This window comes from Inediibacterium massiliense, assembly GCF_001282725.1.
Lineage (GTDB): Bacteria > Bacillota > Clostridia > Peptostreptococcales > Thermotaleaceae > Anaerophilus > Anaerophilus massiliensis.
The window spans coordinates 18997-35137 of record NZ_LN876583.1; the positions used below are offsets into that span (position 1 = coordinate 18997).

Sequence of the window (16141 nt, forward strand, 5' to 3'; positions counted from 1 at the left end):
CTATTACCTAAATTACAATATTAAGTGACTTCGAAAATATTATATCGTAAATTAGTATTCAAAACATCGTTGTCGGTAGTTGTTTTTCATTATCTGTAAATTATGCATTCAATATCTTTTATGTTCATATTCACTAACCATGAATCTTGTTTTAAGAAAATCAATTACTTCACAACACTTAACAAATAGTATTGGACTAAAAACATAAAAAATAGATTGAATTTTGTTTTTTGTTCTTTTAGAACAAGAAAAAACAAATTTTTTATTCGTATAATTACTTCCATATAAATGTAATTTTCCTTTTTTAAATGCAAATAAATATATGCTTACTAGGTAATCATTCAAAAGCAATTTCAATTCTTTATCATCAAGTTCTTTATAAATAGGTAAAAGCTCGTTAACTATAGAAATGATATGTTCAGCATTTTTTGTAAAATCCTTTGCTTTTGATATTGAATCATCTCTTATTATATAGTTATAGAATTCATATCCTAACACTATAATATTCTTTGACTTTAAAAAAACTCTAGGAGTCCATTGCTCATCCTCATGTAATAGACCTACTTTAAATAAAAAATTATTCTCTAATAAAAATTTCCGTCTATATAAATTTAACCATACTGCCATTTTAGCATTAAGATTTCTAAGTTCAATTTCCAAGTAGTCTGACCCTTTATACTGCTTGTTAATTGTCTCTTGTGATGGTTGCATTAAGGATATTTTTTCTCCAATTATTTTTTTAGCCCCTGCAACTACAATATCCACTTTTTCATTTCCAATTGTATTTACAAACTTTTCACATGAATCTAATTCGATATAATCATCAGAATCAACAAATAATACATAATCACCTTTTGCAGCTTTTAATCCTGCGTTTCTGGCATCTGATAGTCCTCCATTAGATTTATGTATGACAGTAATTCTAGAATCTTCTTTGGCATACTCATCACACATTTTGGGACAATTATCAGGACTTCCATCATCAACTAATATTATTTCTATGTTATCAAAAGTTTGATTTATTAAACTCTTTACGCATCTATATATAAGGTCTTCTACCTTATATATAGGTACTACAATAGATATAATAGGTTTTATCATTTCCTCTTTATACCTCCCAAAAGTAAGTATCAGGTTTTTCTAGATTAAAGGACTCATTTGCCCACATAATAGTTACCATATCTGTATCTCCCAAGTTTTCAATATTATGTGTATAACCTGTTGGTATATCCACGACTTCCATCTTTTCTCCACTCACGAAGTACTCCAACACTTCTTCAGAATCAATTTTTCTAAAACGAATAACACCTTTACCGCTTACAACTAAAAACTTCTCATTCTTCGTATGGTGCCAGTGATTTCCTTTTATAATGCCTGGTTTTGATATGTTTACAGAAACTTGTCCTCTATCTGTAGTCTTTAAGAATTCTGTGAAGGATCCTCTCTGATCTACATTCATCTTTAAGTAGTAACTAAATTGATCTTCAGGTAAATAACTCAAATATGTACTGTAGAGTTTTTTTGTAAAAACATCGGACATGTCTGGAACTGACCGTTCTTCTCTACTCTTCTTAAATGAATAAATCAAATCCACTATCTCTCCTAGAGTTATAGTATGTACTACCGGTACTTCACAAAATTCTTCTATTTGAGCCTCATTACCTTCTAAAGCATTAATCAGCTCATTTACTACATCATCGATATAAACAAGATTCATTACAACGCTTGGATCGTTCACTTGTATCGATAAGTCATGCGCAATGTTGTGACAAAACGTCGCAACAACACTATTATAGTTAGGCCTAGCCCATTTACCAAACACATTAGGAAATCTATAAACAAGCACTTTTGCTCCGGTTTCTTTGCTATAGTTAAATAATAGATCTTCTCCTGCCTTTTTACTTTCACCATAAGGATTATCTAGTTCTGCTTGAATAGATGAAGAAATCATTACTGGACAATTATTCTTATGCTTCTTTAACGTATCTAATAAATCTAAAGTAAATCCAAAGTTTCCCTCCATAAACTCTAATTGATTCTTTGAGCGATTTATTCCTGCAAGATGAAATACAAAATCAGCTTCATTACAATACTTATCAAGGAGTGCAGGATCTGAATCTCTCTCATACTTAAAAATATCATCGTATTTTCTGTTCTTAAGCTCTGCTATTAAATTTTTCCCTATAAACCCCTTTGCCCCAGTGACTAATATTTTCATTATCTAGCCTCCCAGTTGCATAGTTCTTCTCTAATTTCTTCTAAAGTCAACAAGCGTTCTTTAATCTCAGCAACAGTTAATATTCTGGTATTATTCGAGTTATACTCATCTGATAAAGTTATCTTTGGTGACCCTTGCTCTAAATATTTTTCATAATTTAAATCTCTATTATCAGCAGGTATTCTATAAAAATTACCTTTATCAATAGCTTTTGCTGCCTCTTCCTTTGTTAACAACACTTCATACCTTTTTTCACCATGTCGTGTACCTATCACTTTAACTTCATTGTCAACTTTAAAGAGTTCCGTAAGTGCTTGAGCTAAATCTCCAATATAGCATGATGGTGATTTTTGAACCATAATATCACCAGTTTCTGCATTTTCAAATGCATAAATAACTAAATCAACCGCATCCTCTAAGCTCATAATAAACCTTGTCATTTTAGGGTCTGTAACCGTAATTGGCTGTCCACTCTTTATCTGTTCAATGAATAATGGAATAACTGATCCTCTAGAAGCCATAACATTACCATATCTTGTACCGCATATTAAAGTTCTATCCGGTGAGACAGTTCTAGATTTTGCAATAAAAGTCTTTTCCATTAATGCTTTAGATATCCCCATAGCATTTACAGGATAAGCTGCTTTATCAGTTGATAAACAAATTACTTTTTTTACACCTGCCTCTATTGCAGCAGTTAATACATTATCAGTCCCCATAACATTAGTTTTTACAGCTTCTATAGGAAAAAACTCACATGAAGGCACTTGCTTTAAAGCTGCTGCATGAAAAATATAGTCCACATTATGCATTGCATTTCTCAAACTTGAAATATCCCTAACATCCCCAATATAATACTTTATCTTTTCATTCTGATAATATCTCCTCATATCATCCTGTTTTTTTTCATCCCGAGAAAAAATTCTAATTTCCTTAATATCCGTATTTAAAAATTTTTCTAGTACTACATTCCCAAAAGAACCTGTTCCACCAGTTATTAATAATGTTTTATTATTGAACATAACTACTATACCTTCTTTCCATTTAATATATCTTGAAGCACATCCATGCCGTTATTATATTCTTCAACTATCTTTCTTAACTTGTCATCGCACTTTTCATTAAAATTTTTCCAATTTAGTGTATTATAATAATTGAAAATTTGATCTGCGAAGCCCATTTTATTTGGATCTAACATAATCCCTATACCAGCTGATTCTACCTCCTGCCCCATAAAAGAACCCTTGTTGCAAATCTGAGGTATATAAAAAGTTAATCCGTCATAATATTTATTTCCCATCGCATATGTCGTTTTAATATCATTTTCATAAATATTATGGAGTAAGTCCGTTCTAGCAGCAAAATTAATTCTTTCATCTGGTTTGTACTCACCATGAAAAAAAATATTCTTAATTCTATTGCTTTCGACATATTTTTTTAGAGTTTGTCCAGATTCTTGTTCACGTCCATGATAATGCAATTCAAATCTTAGATCATTCCCTAATCTATCAATTAAAAGTTTATTTACATCTACATGCCTAATAAAACCCCAAAATCTAATCCTTATAGGCTCCACATTTCTATCAATATTTTTTCTTGCATTTCTTTCGTTGATAGAGTGTATCAGAAGATTATGTGAAACAAATATATTATTCGATATAGGAAGATATTTTAAATAGCCCTTTGAACTTACAAATGTCGCTATTGAATTATGCACAAGTTTATGAATTATTTTTTTATATACTCCAAAGTTTTCGTAGGTAAAGTCTCTATAATCTAGGATGTATTTTCCTGTATATTTTCTTGTTAAAATATCAGATAATAATACTCCAGGTGTTGAATGCAAAACAATAATCAAGTCAAATTTATTATTCTTAATTATTTTTTTTATATAATTTCTATATTTAATAAAATGTGGTACTTTCTTAGCTAGTGGTTCACTATCTAGCATATAATCAGCATGCTGAAACACTTTAACCCCACTTGGTGGATCTATATCTGGTTTTCCATCTCTGTCCCAACAAACTAAACTTATGTCACAATTTGATTTTTGAAGTTGATTTATATAGAAGTGCATATAAGGCATGTATGCAATTTTCGTGAAGCCAATTACCAATACTCTCATATCACTTCTCCTTCGTCATTTCTTCAAAGATTTCAATAAACTTCTTCGTATTAACACTTCTTGAGTAGTATCTTTCTCCAAATTCCTGACCTTTTTTGGCGTAATTATCTCGTTTATCTTTATCTACAAATAATTCAATTATAGCTTCTGTAACTGCATCTGGATCATTATTAGATACTGAAATCCCTATTTCATTATCATTAAAAATCCTATAGTAATCTGAGTCTACATCAACTGAATTTACTATGGCTCTATTACAAGCCATCAAAAGTCCCGCTTTACTCGGAACAGAATTACCTATAATACCTCTTTTCAAAGGAATCAAACAAATAGAACAAGTACTATATACATCAGCAACCATATGTTGAGGTTCAAGAGGAAAGAATTTTATATTAGTTAATCCTCTATCGTTTGCCTCACTAGCAAAGCTATCTTTCTGACTTCCTTGACCTATCATATGAAACTCGATATCTTTGTAATCTCTCAATTTCTCTGCTACATTAAGCACCATTTTATAATCAAAAACATATCCCATAGTACCCGCATATTGAACATAGAACTTTTCTCTACTCAAATCATACTTTTTTACAAATCTATTCTCTGACCAAGCAACTTCATGAACCGACCGATCATCAAACCAATTAACAATTGGGTATATTTTATCTTCATTGACACCTTGTTCTACAACTTTCATTTTCATATCCTCAGAAATAACAGTTAAGACATCACTATATTTATAGGCGAACTTTTGCAGACCATAAAAACAGTTTGATATCAACTTATTCCTTAATACACCACTATTTACTGCACTCCCTGGCCACATATCTTGTATGCTATAAAGAATTGGATATCTCGTGAAAACTTTTGCCAATACTATAGAAAACAAGACTGTAGGACATGATTGGATGAAAACTGCATCAACGTCTTTTATTTTTTTCCAATTCTTGAAAGCCTTAAAGTGATAAATTGTCTCTTCAAAGTACCTTTTTACAAATGAACTCTTACTAATAATCCTTCTATCTATTGTAATTACTTCTAAGTTTGATTTGCCCTTTAGACTATCTGGCAAATCATCATTTATTCGTTGTCTCCTACTCTGTATCAGAGTTATTTGAAACCCATTCTCCAATAAATCTTCTATTAATGTACTTATTAGATGATTAGAGGGGCCTGGTGTATCAAAGCCTTCAGTACAGATAAATAGAATTTTTTTCATCAGAATCTCCCATCTAAGCAAAATTTCTAATAGCTAATCATCTTCTCCACAAATGATACACACTCCCACAACTCACGTATGTAAAGCCCATCTTTGAATAAAACTGAGCTGCTGATATGTTATTCACTTGCGTTCCAACTTTTATTTTATTAATCCCTTGATCTATAACAAATGACTCCATTGTTTGAATCATTGACTTTCCAATTCTCTGTCCTTGGTACTTCTCATCAACAGCAATAAGTTCTATTACGCTATTATCTTCATTGATTGAAAATAAAATATAACCTGCTACACTTTCGTCTCTCTTACAAATTACAAAGTACTTGTTCTCTTGCCCAAAAGCGCATTCTGTCCAATAAAGATAAATATTCTTAGCCTGTATCTCTGGTAGCTTTGGATCATTGAAAAACCTTGAATACTGAAATGAATCTCTTGCTATTTCTACTACCTGTTCATTTCTAGATAAGTTATTCACCACATAAGTTTTCTCATCTTGATAATCTGGCTTACCAGCTAAAACTTTTAAGAACTGAATATTCATATCTGTTAGAAAAGCATTTGTTCTATTGCCAATCCATTGGTTATTCTCTTTTACATTATCGAGATTGAAAATTGTAACAAAGTCATAGTCTATACAAAACTCAATGATTTCTTCTTGCCCTTTTTCATCTACAATACCACTGAGATTCACTCTAGCAGAACTGACTCCGAAGTAGTCAGTATCCCACTGTAGTAGTTTGCACTTATAATTTATTCTAGACATTAGCTTTCTCACCATTCTTATTTTCTGATTTTTGCTCAACAAACACATCTTCCCTTTTAAGAACTGATACAGCTGTCTTAAAGAACACCTTGATATCCATCCACATTGTCAGGTGATCAATATAGTAAATATCATTGTTTATTCTCTCTTTCCAGGGGATTGTGTTTCTAAAGTACGCTTGGTTATAGCCCGTTACACCTGGTCTAATCTCAAGTTTTCTAGCTTCGTTTCCTTCATAAAGCTCCATGTGCTCCGGAAGATCCGGTCTAGGACCAATGATACTCATGTCACCTTTTATAATATTGAAAAGTTGTGGTGTCTCATCAAGGCTTGTCTTCCTTATAAACCTACCTATCTTTGTAAGCCTTGGATCTTCCTCAGAATTGAAGGTTGATCCATCTTCATTTCTAATGTCAGGTGCATTCATCTTCATTGACCTAAACTTATACATTTTAAATACTTTGCCATCCTTACCTAAGCGAGAGGCATTATAAAAGATTGCTCCTTTATCCTGAAAATAAATCATGGGGCCAACGACTAGAAGTATAATTAGCCAAAATGGAATTGCTATAATTGCTAGTACTAAATCGAATATTCTCTTAAAAAAATTGCGATACACACCTTCACCCCATTACTTAAACTCATCTATTGATTGTTTCAAACTCTCCACCACATACTCAATATCCTCATTAGTTAACAACGTATGCAGTGGCAATGTAATCTCATTTTCATACATATCAAATGCATTTGGATAATCTTTCATTTCAAATCCTAAATTCTTATAAGCTGTATGCATTGGAAGTGGCTTATAATGAACATTTGTGGCAATACCCTTCTTAGCCATTTTCTCAATAACTTTATTTCTAAAAACTTCGTCTTGTCCATTCATTCTTAAAAGATACAAATGCCCACAAGAAGAAAAGTCATCTCCATAATGCTTTAGACTTGTCACCTCTAAATTGGAAATCAATCTATCATACATTTTAATAATTTCTTTTCTTCTTCTAAGAATCTCAGTATATCTCTTTAATTGAACAATCCCTAAAGAAGCCATAATATCTGTCATATTACATTTAAAATTTGGAGCAATAATATCATACTCCCATGCCCCTAATTTTGTTTTTGCAAGAGCATCCTTTGATTGTCCATGAAGCGTCAAAAGCATAAACTGTTTATAAAGTTCTTCATTATCTACTCCATCAATATCCTTCCAAGTAACCGCTCCCCCTTCAGCAGTAGTTAAATTTTTTACTGCATGAAATGAAAAGCTTGTAAAATCAGCTACTTCACCACTCATTTTTCCTTTATAAATAGAACCAAATGAGTGAGCTGCATCAGCTAAGACGACAACTCTCCCAATAGCTTTCTGAAGCTTGTTTGATGGTTTAAATAAGTATTTTTTCTTATTTACTGCTTCAAATACCTTGCCATAATCACACATTACACCTGCAATATCTACTGGTATAATAGCTTTTGTTTTCTCTGTAATGGCATCTGCAATAGCTTCATAGTTTATATGAAATGAATCTTTACCAGAGTCTACTAAAACTATCTTTGCACCAACATGATCAATAACACTTGCTGATGCAGTATACGTATACGCAGAAGTTATAACTTCATCCCCTTCACCAACTCCTAAAAGCCTTAATGTCATTTCCATACAAGCTGTTGCTGAATTAAGACAAACTGATTTAGATGTATTACAGTACTCTGCTATTTTATTTTCAAACAATTTCGTCTTAGGTCCTGTTGTAATCCAACCAGACCTTAATGTATCTACCACTTCATCAATTTCTTTTTTGGTTATATCTGGTGGTGAAAATTGAATATTTCTTACTTTCTTCATATTAGTCAGCCTCACTTTATCTATTCAATGTTATTAACCTCTTACACATTCAGATAATCTTAAGTACTGAAGCATTATCAAATGAAAAAGTCATCTTATTACAATTAATACTATCAATTAAATCAAGGTTATTCTTTTATTATAAATTTTTCTGCTCTCATTTCTATTTATCGTCTACATTTGATAACCATCTTCAAACTTCAAAGTTATTATTTTGCTATTTAAGTATCCGTGTCATACTCCATAATTAGTCGGTCAGCTCCATCAACTTCATCCTTCTAACCTTAATACTTCCTGCATCATTTTCTCTGTGAATAATATATACTCTTTGTTTTTCTTTTACTACATCTTTAGGAACTACAAAATCTATTTCTAGCTTTTGAAAATCTTTAGATGATTTAACGTTATTGAAAGCTCCTATAATTCTTGATTTTTCTGATAAATCTCCTATTATTACATCAAAACCTCTTTCTTCTAAATTGCTACTATACTCTATTTCTAGTTTGTATTTTTTTTCTGGTGTAAGTGTTAAATTCTCAGTAAGTAATAAACCATAATTATCTCCATTATTGGTTATTTCTAAATAATCACTTTCTTTCCTAACTTTTACATTTCCACCTTCAGCATTCCATATCCCAGTTCCATCTGGTACTCCATTTTTGTCTAAATCTAAGTCAAATTTATTGTATATTACTATTTGTTCTATCTTTTTTAATTTTTCCATATCATCTTTATAATCTAACACATAATTCATTTTTTGAAAATTTTCATTTAAATACCCATTTTGTTTAAATGGTTCTAACGATTTATTCATGTTTTTGTTAAATGCAGCTTTAATATTTTCGAACTTTTGTGTAATCTTATCTATCCAAGCTTTATCATTTTTGTTTGTAAAATACTTACATACTTCTAAATAAGCTGTAGTTTGATCTGCATATACATCTATATTCATAGGCTGTACTTTTACTTCTTGGTCCATAAGATTAAGCCCTTTTTCAAATTCTCCCATTTCTAAATACATCTGTCCTACTTTTTTTAATATCTTTGCATTATATTGATCTACTTTTATAGCTTTGTCCATAGACTTTATTGCTTTTTCTTTGTATGATGGATCTTGACTCGCTACTACCTTATATATGGTAGCTAAATCTATGTGATTTGAAGATGAAAATGGATCTAGCTTTGTAGCTTTTTCAAAATACTCCATAGATTCTAATATTCTGCTATTTTGAGCATATACAACACCCTTCATAGCATTTTGCTTTGCAAACTGTAGTGAACTTGCTCCTATTGCTAAAACTATACATGTAAAAATAGATACATATTTAAAGGGTCTAGCTATATTTTCTCCCTTGATATTTATATCTATTTGATCTGTCAATCCATACAATGTCCATAATACAATAGACATAGCCCCCAAGGATAAATCAAAGTCCATCACACTATGGATTAATAAAGTAAGCCAACCTGTACAAATTGCTCTTTGAAGGATACTACTTTTTTCTTCTGTATTTTTTATAGTTTTATATAAACTATATAATAATGTAGTCACTAATCCTATATATACCAAAAGTCCTATGGTACCGATCTCTATCCATAATTGTACAAAATAATTGTGAGCTTGTGTAGACCAATACATATATGATTGATATGTAAAGTATAAGGTTTCCCATCCGCCTCCACCTGCTCCAAACAGTGGATAGTCTCTGATGATTTTGAAAGCATCTTTATAAAAAGAAGTTCTTGCATTTAAACTATGATCACTAGTAGTGATACTGTTGATCCTTGTAACAAAGCTTTCTGGAATAAATTTATATTTTAACTTCAATTCTTGAATTTTTCGTCCCGAATTTTTTTCATAAATGATTGCTTTATCAAAAGTAACTTCTGTACCTTCATAATAATTTGAAAATTGTGTTTTAATTTTTTCTGTTGTATCTATAGTCTTAAAAGGTATTTCTAATTTACTACTTTCCAAAACATTCTCTGTAGCTAGAGTTTCTAACTTTCCTTCTTCATCTACACTATAAATATCTACTCTTGCTGCATAAGGTTTGCCTTCTTCATTTTTGACCTTTGTATTTACTTCTAATATATATTCTTTAGTTTTATCTATATCTAATATTTCTCTATTGGTTACCTGCCATTTATCCTCTGTGCTATCCATGTTTGATAATACTAAGGGCTCTGTTGTATGAAGTGCTATTCCTCCTAAAACCACTCCTAGTAAAAATAATATTCCTATACTCATTCCTATTTTCCTAAAAGAAATATTAGAAAGCTTATCCATATATTTTTCAATAAATATAATTAAACCTATTGTAGCTCCTATAGATACAAATACTAATCCCCATTGTATAAATACATTGCTATTTTCCATTTTATTTGAAAATATAGCTGAAAATACTACAGCTGGTATAACTGTTAGCATACTATACAAAATAGTTTCTAACTTTTTATTCATCGGCACTATCACAAAATAAAGCATGGAAATAATCGGTGCTAATACCCACATTCCTCTTGAAAAAGTAGGAATAAAAGTAAATATAAATAAGTTAGCTAGTACTCCATAAATCAATTTTTCTTTTACATTTTCACTATTTTGAAGTAATCCTAATGATAATATAAATAGTGCAAATAAATAAGAAGCTAATGCATTTGGATATTGAAATGTAGAATTAATTCTTCCATCTACAAAAGCTCCATTATAGTCAAATATACCTATAGCACTTCCTAATCCAATGATTGCTACAATTGCTCCACTTCCAAGTAATACATGAAGTATCGTTCTTTTATTTTTTTCATGATCTTGAGTAAAATCTCTTACTAATAAATAAATGATATAGTAGTTTGCATATTTTAAAAACTCACCTATTGCAAGTCTTGTATTTACTCCATAAAAAATAGAGATAAAATACATACCTACAATACAAAGTCCTAATAAATCTGGTATGGATCTTAATATTTTTTCATCTGATTTGATCTTTGTATATAACCATATAGTCGCTAATAAAAATGAAAATATATGGGTAGGTAAAAGCTCTTTTTCAAAGAACAATCCTCTGAAAAAGGGTGGATAAAATAATAATATACATAATAATCCAAATAGTATTCCGCCTTTAGAACTTTTGTTTATATTCATTCTATTTTTTGATTTTGTAGTCATAACTACCTCCAAAAGAATCTTCTTTATTTTGCATCTACTTTGGTACTTTCCCAATATGCTTTGAAAAACGCTACAAATACTCCGATCATAAGTCCTAATACTAAAGCAATAGCTACATTTAGAGCTTTTCTAGGTTCTACTGGATGCTTTGCTTCAAGAGCTGGTGATGAGATGACTACACTAGATTCTCCTAAATCTGCTTTGTCTATCAAATCAATTTGCTCATTTTTTTGAACCAATGCACTATATGTGTTGTTGATCACTTCTAGTTTTGCATTTAATCTTTTTTTCATAGCATTTTGTTTTAAATCATTTTCATCTAATACTTCTATTTGTTTATTCATTTCATCTAATTTTTTTTCTTCTACTTGAATAATTTGTCCTAAATAATCTTTCATTTTTTTTGTATATTCTTGATTTTGCTGACTAATATCTTTTACTATTTCTTTTCCTACTGCATTTGCAATATCTGCTGCTACTTTTGAATCATTATTTTTCACTTTGATCTCAATCATATTTGTCTTTTCAATGGCAGTTGCTTCAATTTGTCCTTGTAGTCCTTGTACTGTATAAATTTCTTCATCTAGTTTTAATTGTTCTATTACTTTTTTTAATATATACGGACTCTTCATTTGTGCAATGACACCTTCTACAGTAGTAGTAGGGTATTTAAATAATGAGTCAAACATAAAAGATATATCTCTTTCTACGTCTTTGTTGGCATACTTTAGTGCTTCTGAAATCTCTGTTTTTTCTCCATCTGATAATACTACATTTGTATTTGATGTATTAAAGGTTGTTACTGGATTTACATTTGTAATTGACATGGTTGTTGCTGACTCATATTGAGGATCTAGCACAAAAAAACTTATCATTCCACTTAAAAGTACCATAATCATTGTAATCGAAAAAATGATTTTTTTCCCTTTTAATAATATTTCTATTATTTCTCTTAAACTAATTTCCTCATATTGATTTGTATTTTGTTGTTCCATTTTTTATTCCTCCGTATTTTTATTTTCAATTATCGCAAACTTAATTGTAGCTTTTGCTGCTACTTCATCTTCCACATAAGCTACAGCTTCCCCTTTTCCCATACCACGTCTTAGACTTACCATATTGACTTCGATCTTTAGTGTATCTCCTGGAACTACTTGTCTTCTAAATTTAGCATCATCAATTCCAGTAAATACTGCAAGCTTTCCTTTGTTTTCTTCCATTGAAAGAACAGATACTGCTCCTACCTGTGCCATAGCTTCTACCATAAGTACTCCTGGCATGATAGGGTTTCCTGGAAAATGACCTTGAAAGAAAGGTTCATTGATGGTTACATTTTTAATTCCTACTGCTCTTTTTCCTGGCTCCATTTCTACAATTTTGTCTACTAATAAAAATGGATATCTATGGGGAATAATATTTTGTATTTCTATGTTATTTAACATTTTTTTCTCTCCTTTATTTTATGTACTCTTTTTATTTTACAGTAATATACAAAGAGTTTCAACAAATGATACGATTTTGTAAATATTTCATATTTCCTACCAAATAAAAAAGAGCTAGCTTGATCCCTAACTCTTCTTACTTCTACATTTTTTAATTCATTCCTTTATTATCTTTGTTGGATATTTTTGTTGTATTGGGATAATTGTGCATACATTTGCTTTGCAAGTCCCATGCCTTCTCCTTTTGCTACTTCTTCAGATAATTGTTCATCTAACATTCCTTCAAATATTTCTCTTCCATGACTTTTTTGTATAAAGCTATCTGTTTGAATAGTATTTCTCATATTTTTAAGTAGCATATTTAAAAATACAGATTCAAATTGTTTGCACACATCCATTAATTTTTCTTCATCTTTATTTTCTTGTGCTTTTTTAAATGTTTCTTCAAAAGATTTTTCTTCTACTTTTGTTTTTTGTGATTGAACTGGATTCATAGAATATGAAGAAATAGGATTAATATTCATATCTTCTCACCTTATCTTCTTAAGTTATTAGCTTGTTCTAACATTTGGTCTGCTGTTTGAATGGACTTTGAATTAATTTCATACGCTCTTTGTGCTGTAATCAGTTTTACCATCTCTTCTACTACTTGTACATTAGAAGTTTCTAAAAAGCCTTGTTTGATATTTCCGCCTTCTCCCTCTTCAGCTTCTACCGCTTCTCCTGATGCAGTAGTTTGCCTATATAGATTCCCTCCTATGGCTTCTAATCCTGAAGGATTTGCAAATTGTGAAAGATTGATTTGTCCAATCTCCTCCCACTCGTTTTCTCCTTCTCTTTTTACATTAATCATTCCATTAGCAGAAACAGAAATATCTTTTACATCTTCCCCTAATTCTATATCTCCTGCATCACATTGAACAAAATATCCTTCTGATGTTACCACTCTTGCTTCATTATCTTCTACACTTAATTTAAAGCTACCATCTCTTGTATAAAATAAATTGTCATTTTCATCTCTTACGGTAAAAAATCCATTCCCATCAATGGCTAAATCTAATGAATTGTTCGTTTGCTCTAAATTTCCTTTTGTAAAACTACGAAGAGTAGCAACAGGCATAACTCCATGTCCAATTTCAAGGTTAACAGGTCTACCTTGTCCATCTTGTATGTTTTTACTATTTAATTGCTCATACAAAAGGTCTTGAAACTCTACTCTTTGTTTTTTAAAGCCTACTGTATTTACATTGGCTAAGTTATTGGATATGGTATCTACATTTAATTGTTGTGCTTTCATTCCTGATGCAGCCGTCCAAAGTGCTCTCATCTTTTTCCCTCCATTTTGTCTTATTCTTTCAATCAAACTTCATAGATTTATTTCAAACTATTCGTTTTTCTTTTATGAAAACTAAATATTCTAACTCCATCAAACTTTTACTTAATAGATTGATTAAAAAATAAGCTGTTACTTATAATAGATTTTACAAGAAAACATATTCTAAACTATTAACTTTTCTTTTATGAAAACTAAAAATATAACGAACGACTTAAAAAAATTTTTCTAGAAAATCTGCTAGTTGAATAGCATCATCCACCTAATAGATTTATTTAAAAATAGATTGTGACTTATAATAGATTTTACAAGAAAACTTATTCTAAACTATTAGTTTTTCTATTATGAAAATAAAAAGTATAGCGAATGACTTAAAAGAATTTTTCTAGAAAATCTGCTAGTTAAATAGCATCATCCACCTAATAGATTTATTAAAAAATAGATTGTGACTTATAATAGATTTTACAAGAAAACTTATTGACATCTATTAGTTTTTCTATTATGAAAATAAAAAGTATAACGAATGACTTAAAAGAATTTTTCTAGAAAATCTGCTAGTTGAATAGCATCATCCACCTAATAGATTTATTTAAAAATAAGCTGTTACTTATAATAGATTTTACAAGAAAACTTATTGACAGCTATTACAAAATCCGTAAAAACAGCAGGAGGCTGTTTTAGCAACTACTGACACGATGTCAGATTAGATGCGTTAGGATTTTTAAAATAGATGGAAATACTAGTTTTCTAAAAGCTATTATAGAAACACTATTTTTTTATAAATCTATATTCTATACCTTTCCAACCTCATTAACAGCCTTCCCTAAAGTATCATCATAAGCTTTAATAACCTTTTGGCTAGACTCATAATTTCTAAAAATACCAATCATCTCTACCATTTCCTTGATCGGATCTACATTAGATTTTTCTAAGAATCCCTGAAGAATTTTACCTTCAAATGGAATTTCCTCCGCTTGGGCATCTTCTGCAATCTTATAAAGATTCATTCCTTCTTTTCGCACGTCTCTAATATTTTTAATATCTGTCATAGCAAGCTTGTCCACAAACTCTCCATCTGCCATGATCTGACCATTTTCATCAATGGCAACATCTCCTCCATTGATATAGATCGGTCCATTTTCTCCAACCACAACATGTCCATCTTGGGTAACTAATTGATGCTGATCATTTAATACCAAGCTTCCTGATCTTGTATATCTTAATCCATCAGGTGTCTCAATCTTAAAAAAGCCTTTGCCCTTTATACCTAAATCCAAATTATTTTCAGTCTCATAAAGTTGTCCCTGATCATAATTGATTTGAAGCTGATCTAATTTTACTCCAGCATTTAAAGTCCCAATCACTCCAGGCGGAGTCATCATAATGAGTCCATCCACTATATTTCCACCTGCTAATACCTGTCCACGTTCATTAACTTGCAATGCTCCATTTTCTGCTTTTATAGGACCTCTATTTCCTAGTATAAGATAACCTGCTTTTGTATCTCTGTTTCCATTATTATCTAAAGTGTAAGTACTTAGGTACCCATCTTCATTGACAGTGCATTTTACACCTTTTTCATAACTTATTCCATGAGGAGTTTGAATACGTATAAATCCACCTTTTGTGTTTATTTCATATGCTCCGTTTTCTTCTTTTACTTGTGTTCCTTCAAATGTATCTAAATTTTGAAAAGGATTACTTCCGTTTATCTTTTTAATAAGCACTTCTGGAAAAGATTCAGTCACTACCACATCTTTTTTATAACCTGTAGTATTAATATTTGCAATATTATTTGTAATCACATCTAACTTTTTATCATTGGTCTGCATAGCAGAAGTAGCCGTATAAAGTCCTCTGAGCATTGTGTCACTCCTTTATATACACATATATACATAGATTTTCTTTTTATAGTATCGACACTTCATCCTTAAAACTTTAATCCTAATTTTTATTTACTTAGTCACCGTTTTTGTTTTGTGCATTATAAATTGAAAAAGATATAAAAATAAGGAACCATTATTGAGAATTT

At 30.5% G+C, this 16141-nt stretch carries 14 protein-coding genes; all 14 read right to left on the reverse strand.

Annotated features, from left to right (window positions below):
• Nucleotides 1-108 precede the first annotated feature (108 nt).
• On the reverse strand, nt 109-1101 hold the full coding sequence (locus tag BN2409_RS00505; protein ID WP_053954707.1) for a glycosyltransferase: 993 nt from the start codon (nt 1099-1101) through the stop codon (nt 109-111).
• A gap of 7 nt (nt 1102-1108) precedes the next feature.
• A complete protein-coding gene (locus tag BN2409_RS00510; RefSeq protein ID WP_053954708.1) occupies nt 1109-2218 on the reverse strand; it encodes a capsular polysaccharide biosynthesis protein CapF in 1110 nt (369 codons plus the stop codon).
• A complete protein-coding gene (locus BN2409_RS00515) occupies nt 2218-3240 on the reverse strand; it encodes a polysaccharide biosynthesis protein (protein ID WP_053954709.1) in 1023 nt (340 codons plus the stop codon). The genes BN2409_RS00510 and BN2409_RS00515 overlap by 1 nt, the downstream gene beginning before the upstream one ends.
• A gap of 5 nt (nt 3241-3245) precedes the next feature.
• On the reverse strand, nt 3246-4343 hold the full coding sequence (locus BN2409_RS00520; RefSeq protein ID WP_053954710.1) for a glycosyltransferase family protein: 1098 nt from the start codon (nt 4341-4343) through the stop codon (nt 3246-3248).
• A gap of 1 nt (nt 4344) precedes the next feature.
• Nucleotides 4345-5559: a glycosyltransferase family 4 protein gene (locus tag BN2409_RS00525; protein ID WP_053954711.1), complete on the reverse strand. Its 1215-nt coding sequence runs from the start codon at nt 5557-5559 to the stop codon at nt 4345-4347.
• 37 nt (nt 5560-5596) lie between these two features.
• Entirely contained in the window at nt 5597-6322 is a 726-nt protein-coding gene (locus BN2409_RS00530) for a GNAT family N-acetyltransferase (protein WP_053954712.1), read from the reverse strand.
• Nucleotides 6315-6941: a sugar transferase gene (locus BN2409_RS00535; protein ID WP_053954713.1), complete on the reverse strand. Its 627-nt coding sequence runs from the start codon at nt 6939-6941 to the stop codon at nt 6315-6317. Before BN2409_RS00535 ends, BN2409_RS00530 begins: the two co-directional genes overlap by 8 nt.
• A gap of 12 nt (nt 6942-6953) precedes the next feature.
• Nucleotides 6954-8168 (reverse strand): DegT/DnrJ/EryC1/StrS family aminotransferase, encoded by a 1215-nt coding sequence (locus BN2409_RS00540; protein ID WP_053954714.1) that lies wholly within the window; start codon nt 8166-8168, stop codon nt 6954-6956.
• Nucleotides 8169-8415: 247 nt separating this feature from the next.
• The gene (locus tag BN2409_RS00545) at nt 8416-11334 is read right to left on the reverse strand and encodes an O-antigen ligase family protein (protein ID WP_053954715.1); all 2919 of its coding nucleotides are present in this window, start codon (nt 11332-11334) and stop codon (nt 8416-8418) included.
• Between the two features lie 23 nt (nt 11335-11357).
• Complete coding sequence (locus BN2409_RS00550) at nt 11358-12329, reverse strand: YveK family protein (protein WP_053954716.1); 972 nt, start codon at nt 12327-12329, stop codon at nt 11358-11360.
• Between the two features lie 3 nt (nt 12330-12332).
• Nucleotides 12333-12776, reverse strand: a complete 444-nt coding sequence (gene fabZ, locus BN2409_RS00555) for a 3-hydroxyacyl-ACP dehydratase FabZ (RefSeq protein WP_053954717.1) — start codon at nt 12774-12776, stop codon at nt 12333-12335.
• A gap of 167 nt (nt 12777-12943) precedes the next feature.
• Nucleotides 12944-13300: a rod-binding protein gene (locus BN2409_RS00560; protein ID WP_053954718.1), complete on the reverse strand. Its 357-nt coding sequence runs from the start codon at nt 13298-13300 to the stop codon at nt 12944-12946.
• Between the two features lie 11 nt (nt 13301-13311).
• The gene (flgG, locus tag BN2409_RS00565) at nt 13312-14103 is read right to left on the reverse strand and encodes a flagellar basal-body rod protein FlgG (RefSeq protein ID WP_053954719.1); all 792 of its coding nucleotides are present in this window, start codon (nt 14101-14103) and stop codon (nt 13312-13314) included.
• A 797-nt stretch (nt 14104-14900) separates the two neighbouring features.
• Nucleotides 14901-15974, reverse strand: coding sequence for a flagellar hook-basal body protein (locus tag BN2409_RS00570; RefSeq protein WP_053954720.1), 1074 nt, complete (start codon nt 15972-15974; stop codon nt 14901-14903).
• Between the last annotated feature and the right edge of the window lie 167 nt (nt 15975-16141).

Excerpts from the sequence above, each read along its gene's own strand:
- BN2409_RS00540 (WP_053954714.1), bottom strand. The coding sequence starts at position 8,168 with ATGAAGAAAGTAAGAAATATTCAATTTTCACCACCAGATATAACCAAA.
- BN2409_RS00570 (WP_053954720.1), bottom strand. The coding sequence starts at position 15,974 with ATGCTCAGAGGACTTTATACGGCTACTTCTGCTATGCAGACCAATGAT.
- BN2409_RS00510 (WP_053954708.1), bottom strand. The coding sequence starts at position 2,218 with ATGAAAATATTAGTCACTGGGGCAAAGGGGTTTATAGGGAAAAATTTA.
- BN2409_RS00550 (WP_053954716.1), bottom strand. The coding sequence starts at position 12,329 with ATGGAACAACAAAATACAAATCAATATGAGGAAATTAGTTTAAGAGAA.
- BN2409_RS00560 (WP_053954718.1), bottom strand. The coding sequence starts at position 13,300 with ATGAATATTAATCCTATTTCTTCATATTCTATGAATCCAGTTCAATCA.
- BN2409_RS00545 (WP_053954715.1), bottom strand. The coding sequence starts at position 11,334 with ATGACTACAAAATCAAAAAATAGAATGAATATAAACAAAAGTTCTAAA.
- BN2409_RS00525 (WP_053954711.1), bottom strand. The coding sequence starts at position 5,559 with ATGAAAAAAATTCTATTTATCTGTACTGAAGGCTTTGATACACCAGGC.
- flgG (WP_053954719.1), bottom strand. The coding sequence starts at position 14,103 with ATGAGAGCACTTTGGACGGCTGCATCAGGAATGAAAGCACAACAATTA.
- fabZ (WP_053954717.1), bottom strand. The coding sequence starts at position 12,776 with ATGTTAAATAACATAGAAATACAAAATATTATTCCCCATAGATATCCA.
- BN2409_RS00530 (WP_053954712.1), bottom strand. The coding sequence starts at position 6,322 with ATGTCTAGAATAAATTATAAGTGCAAACTACTACAGTGGGATACTGAC.
- BN2409_RS00515 (WP_053954709.1), bottom strand. The coding sequence starts at position 3,240 with ATGTTCAATAATAAAACATTATTAATAACTGGTGGAACAGGTTCTTTT.
- BN2409_RS00505 (WP_053954707.1), bottom strand. The coding sequence starts at position 1,101 with ATGATAAAACCTATTATATCTATTGTAGTACCTATATATAAGGTAGAA.
- BN2409_RS00520 (WP_053954710.1), bottom strand. The coding sequence starts at position 4,343 with ATGAGAGTATTGGTAATTGGCTTCACGAAAATTGCATACATGCCTTAT.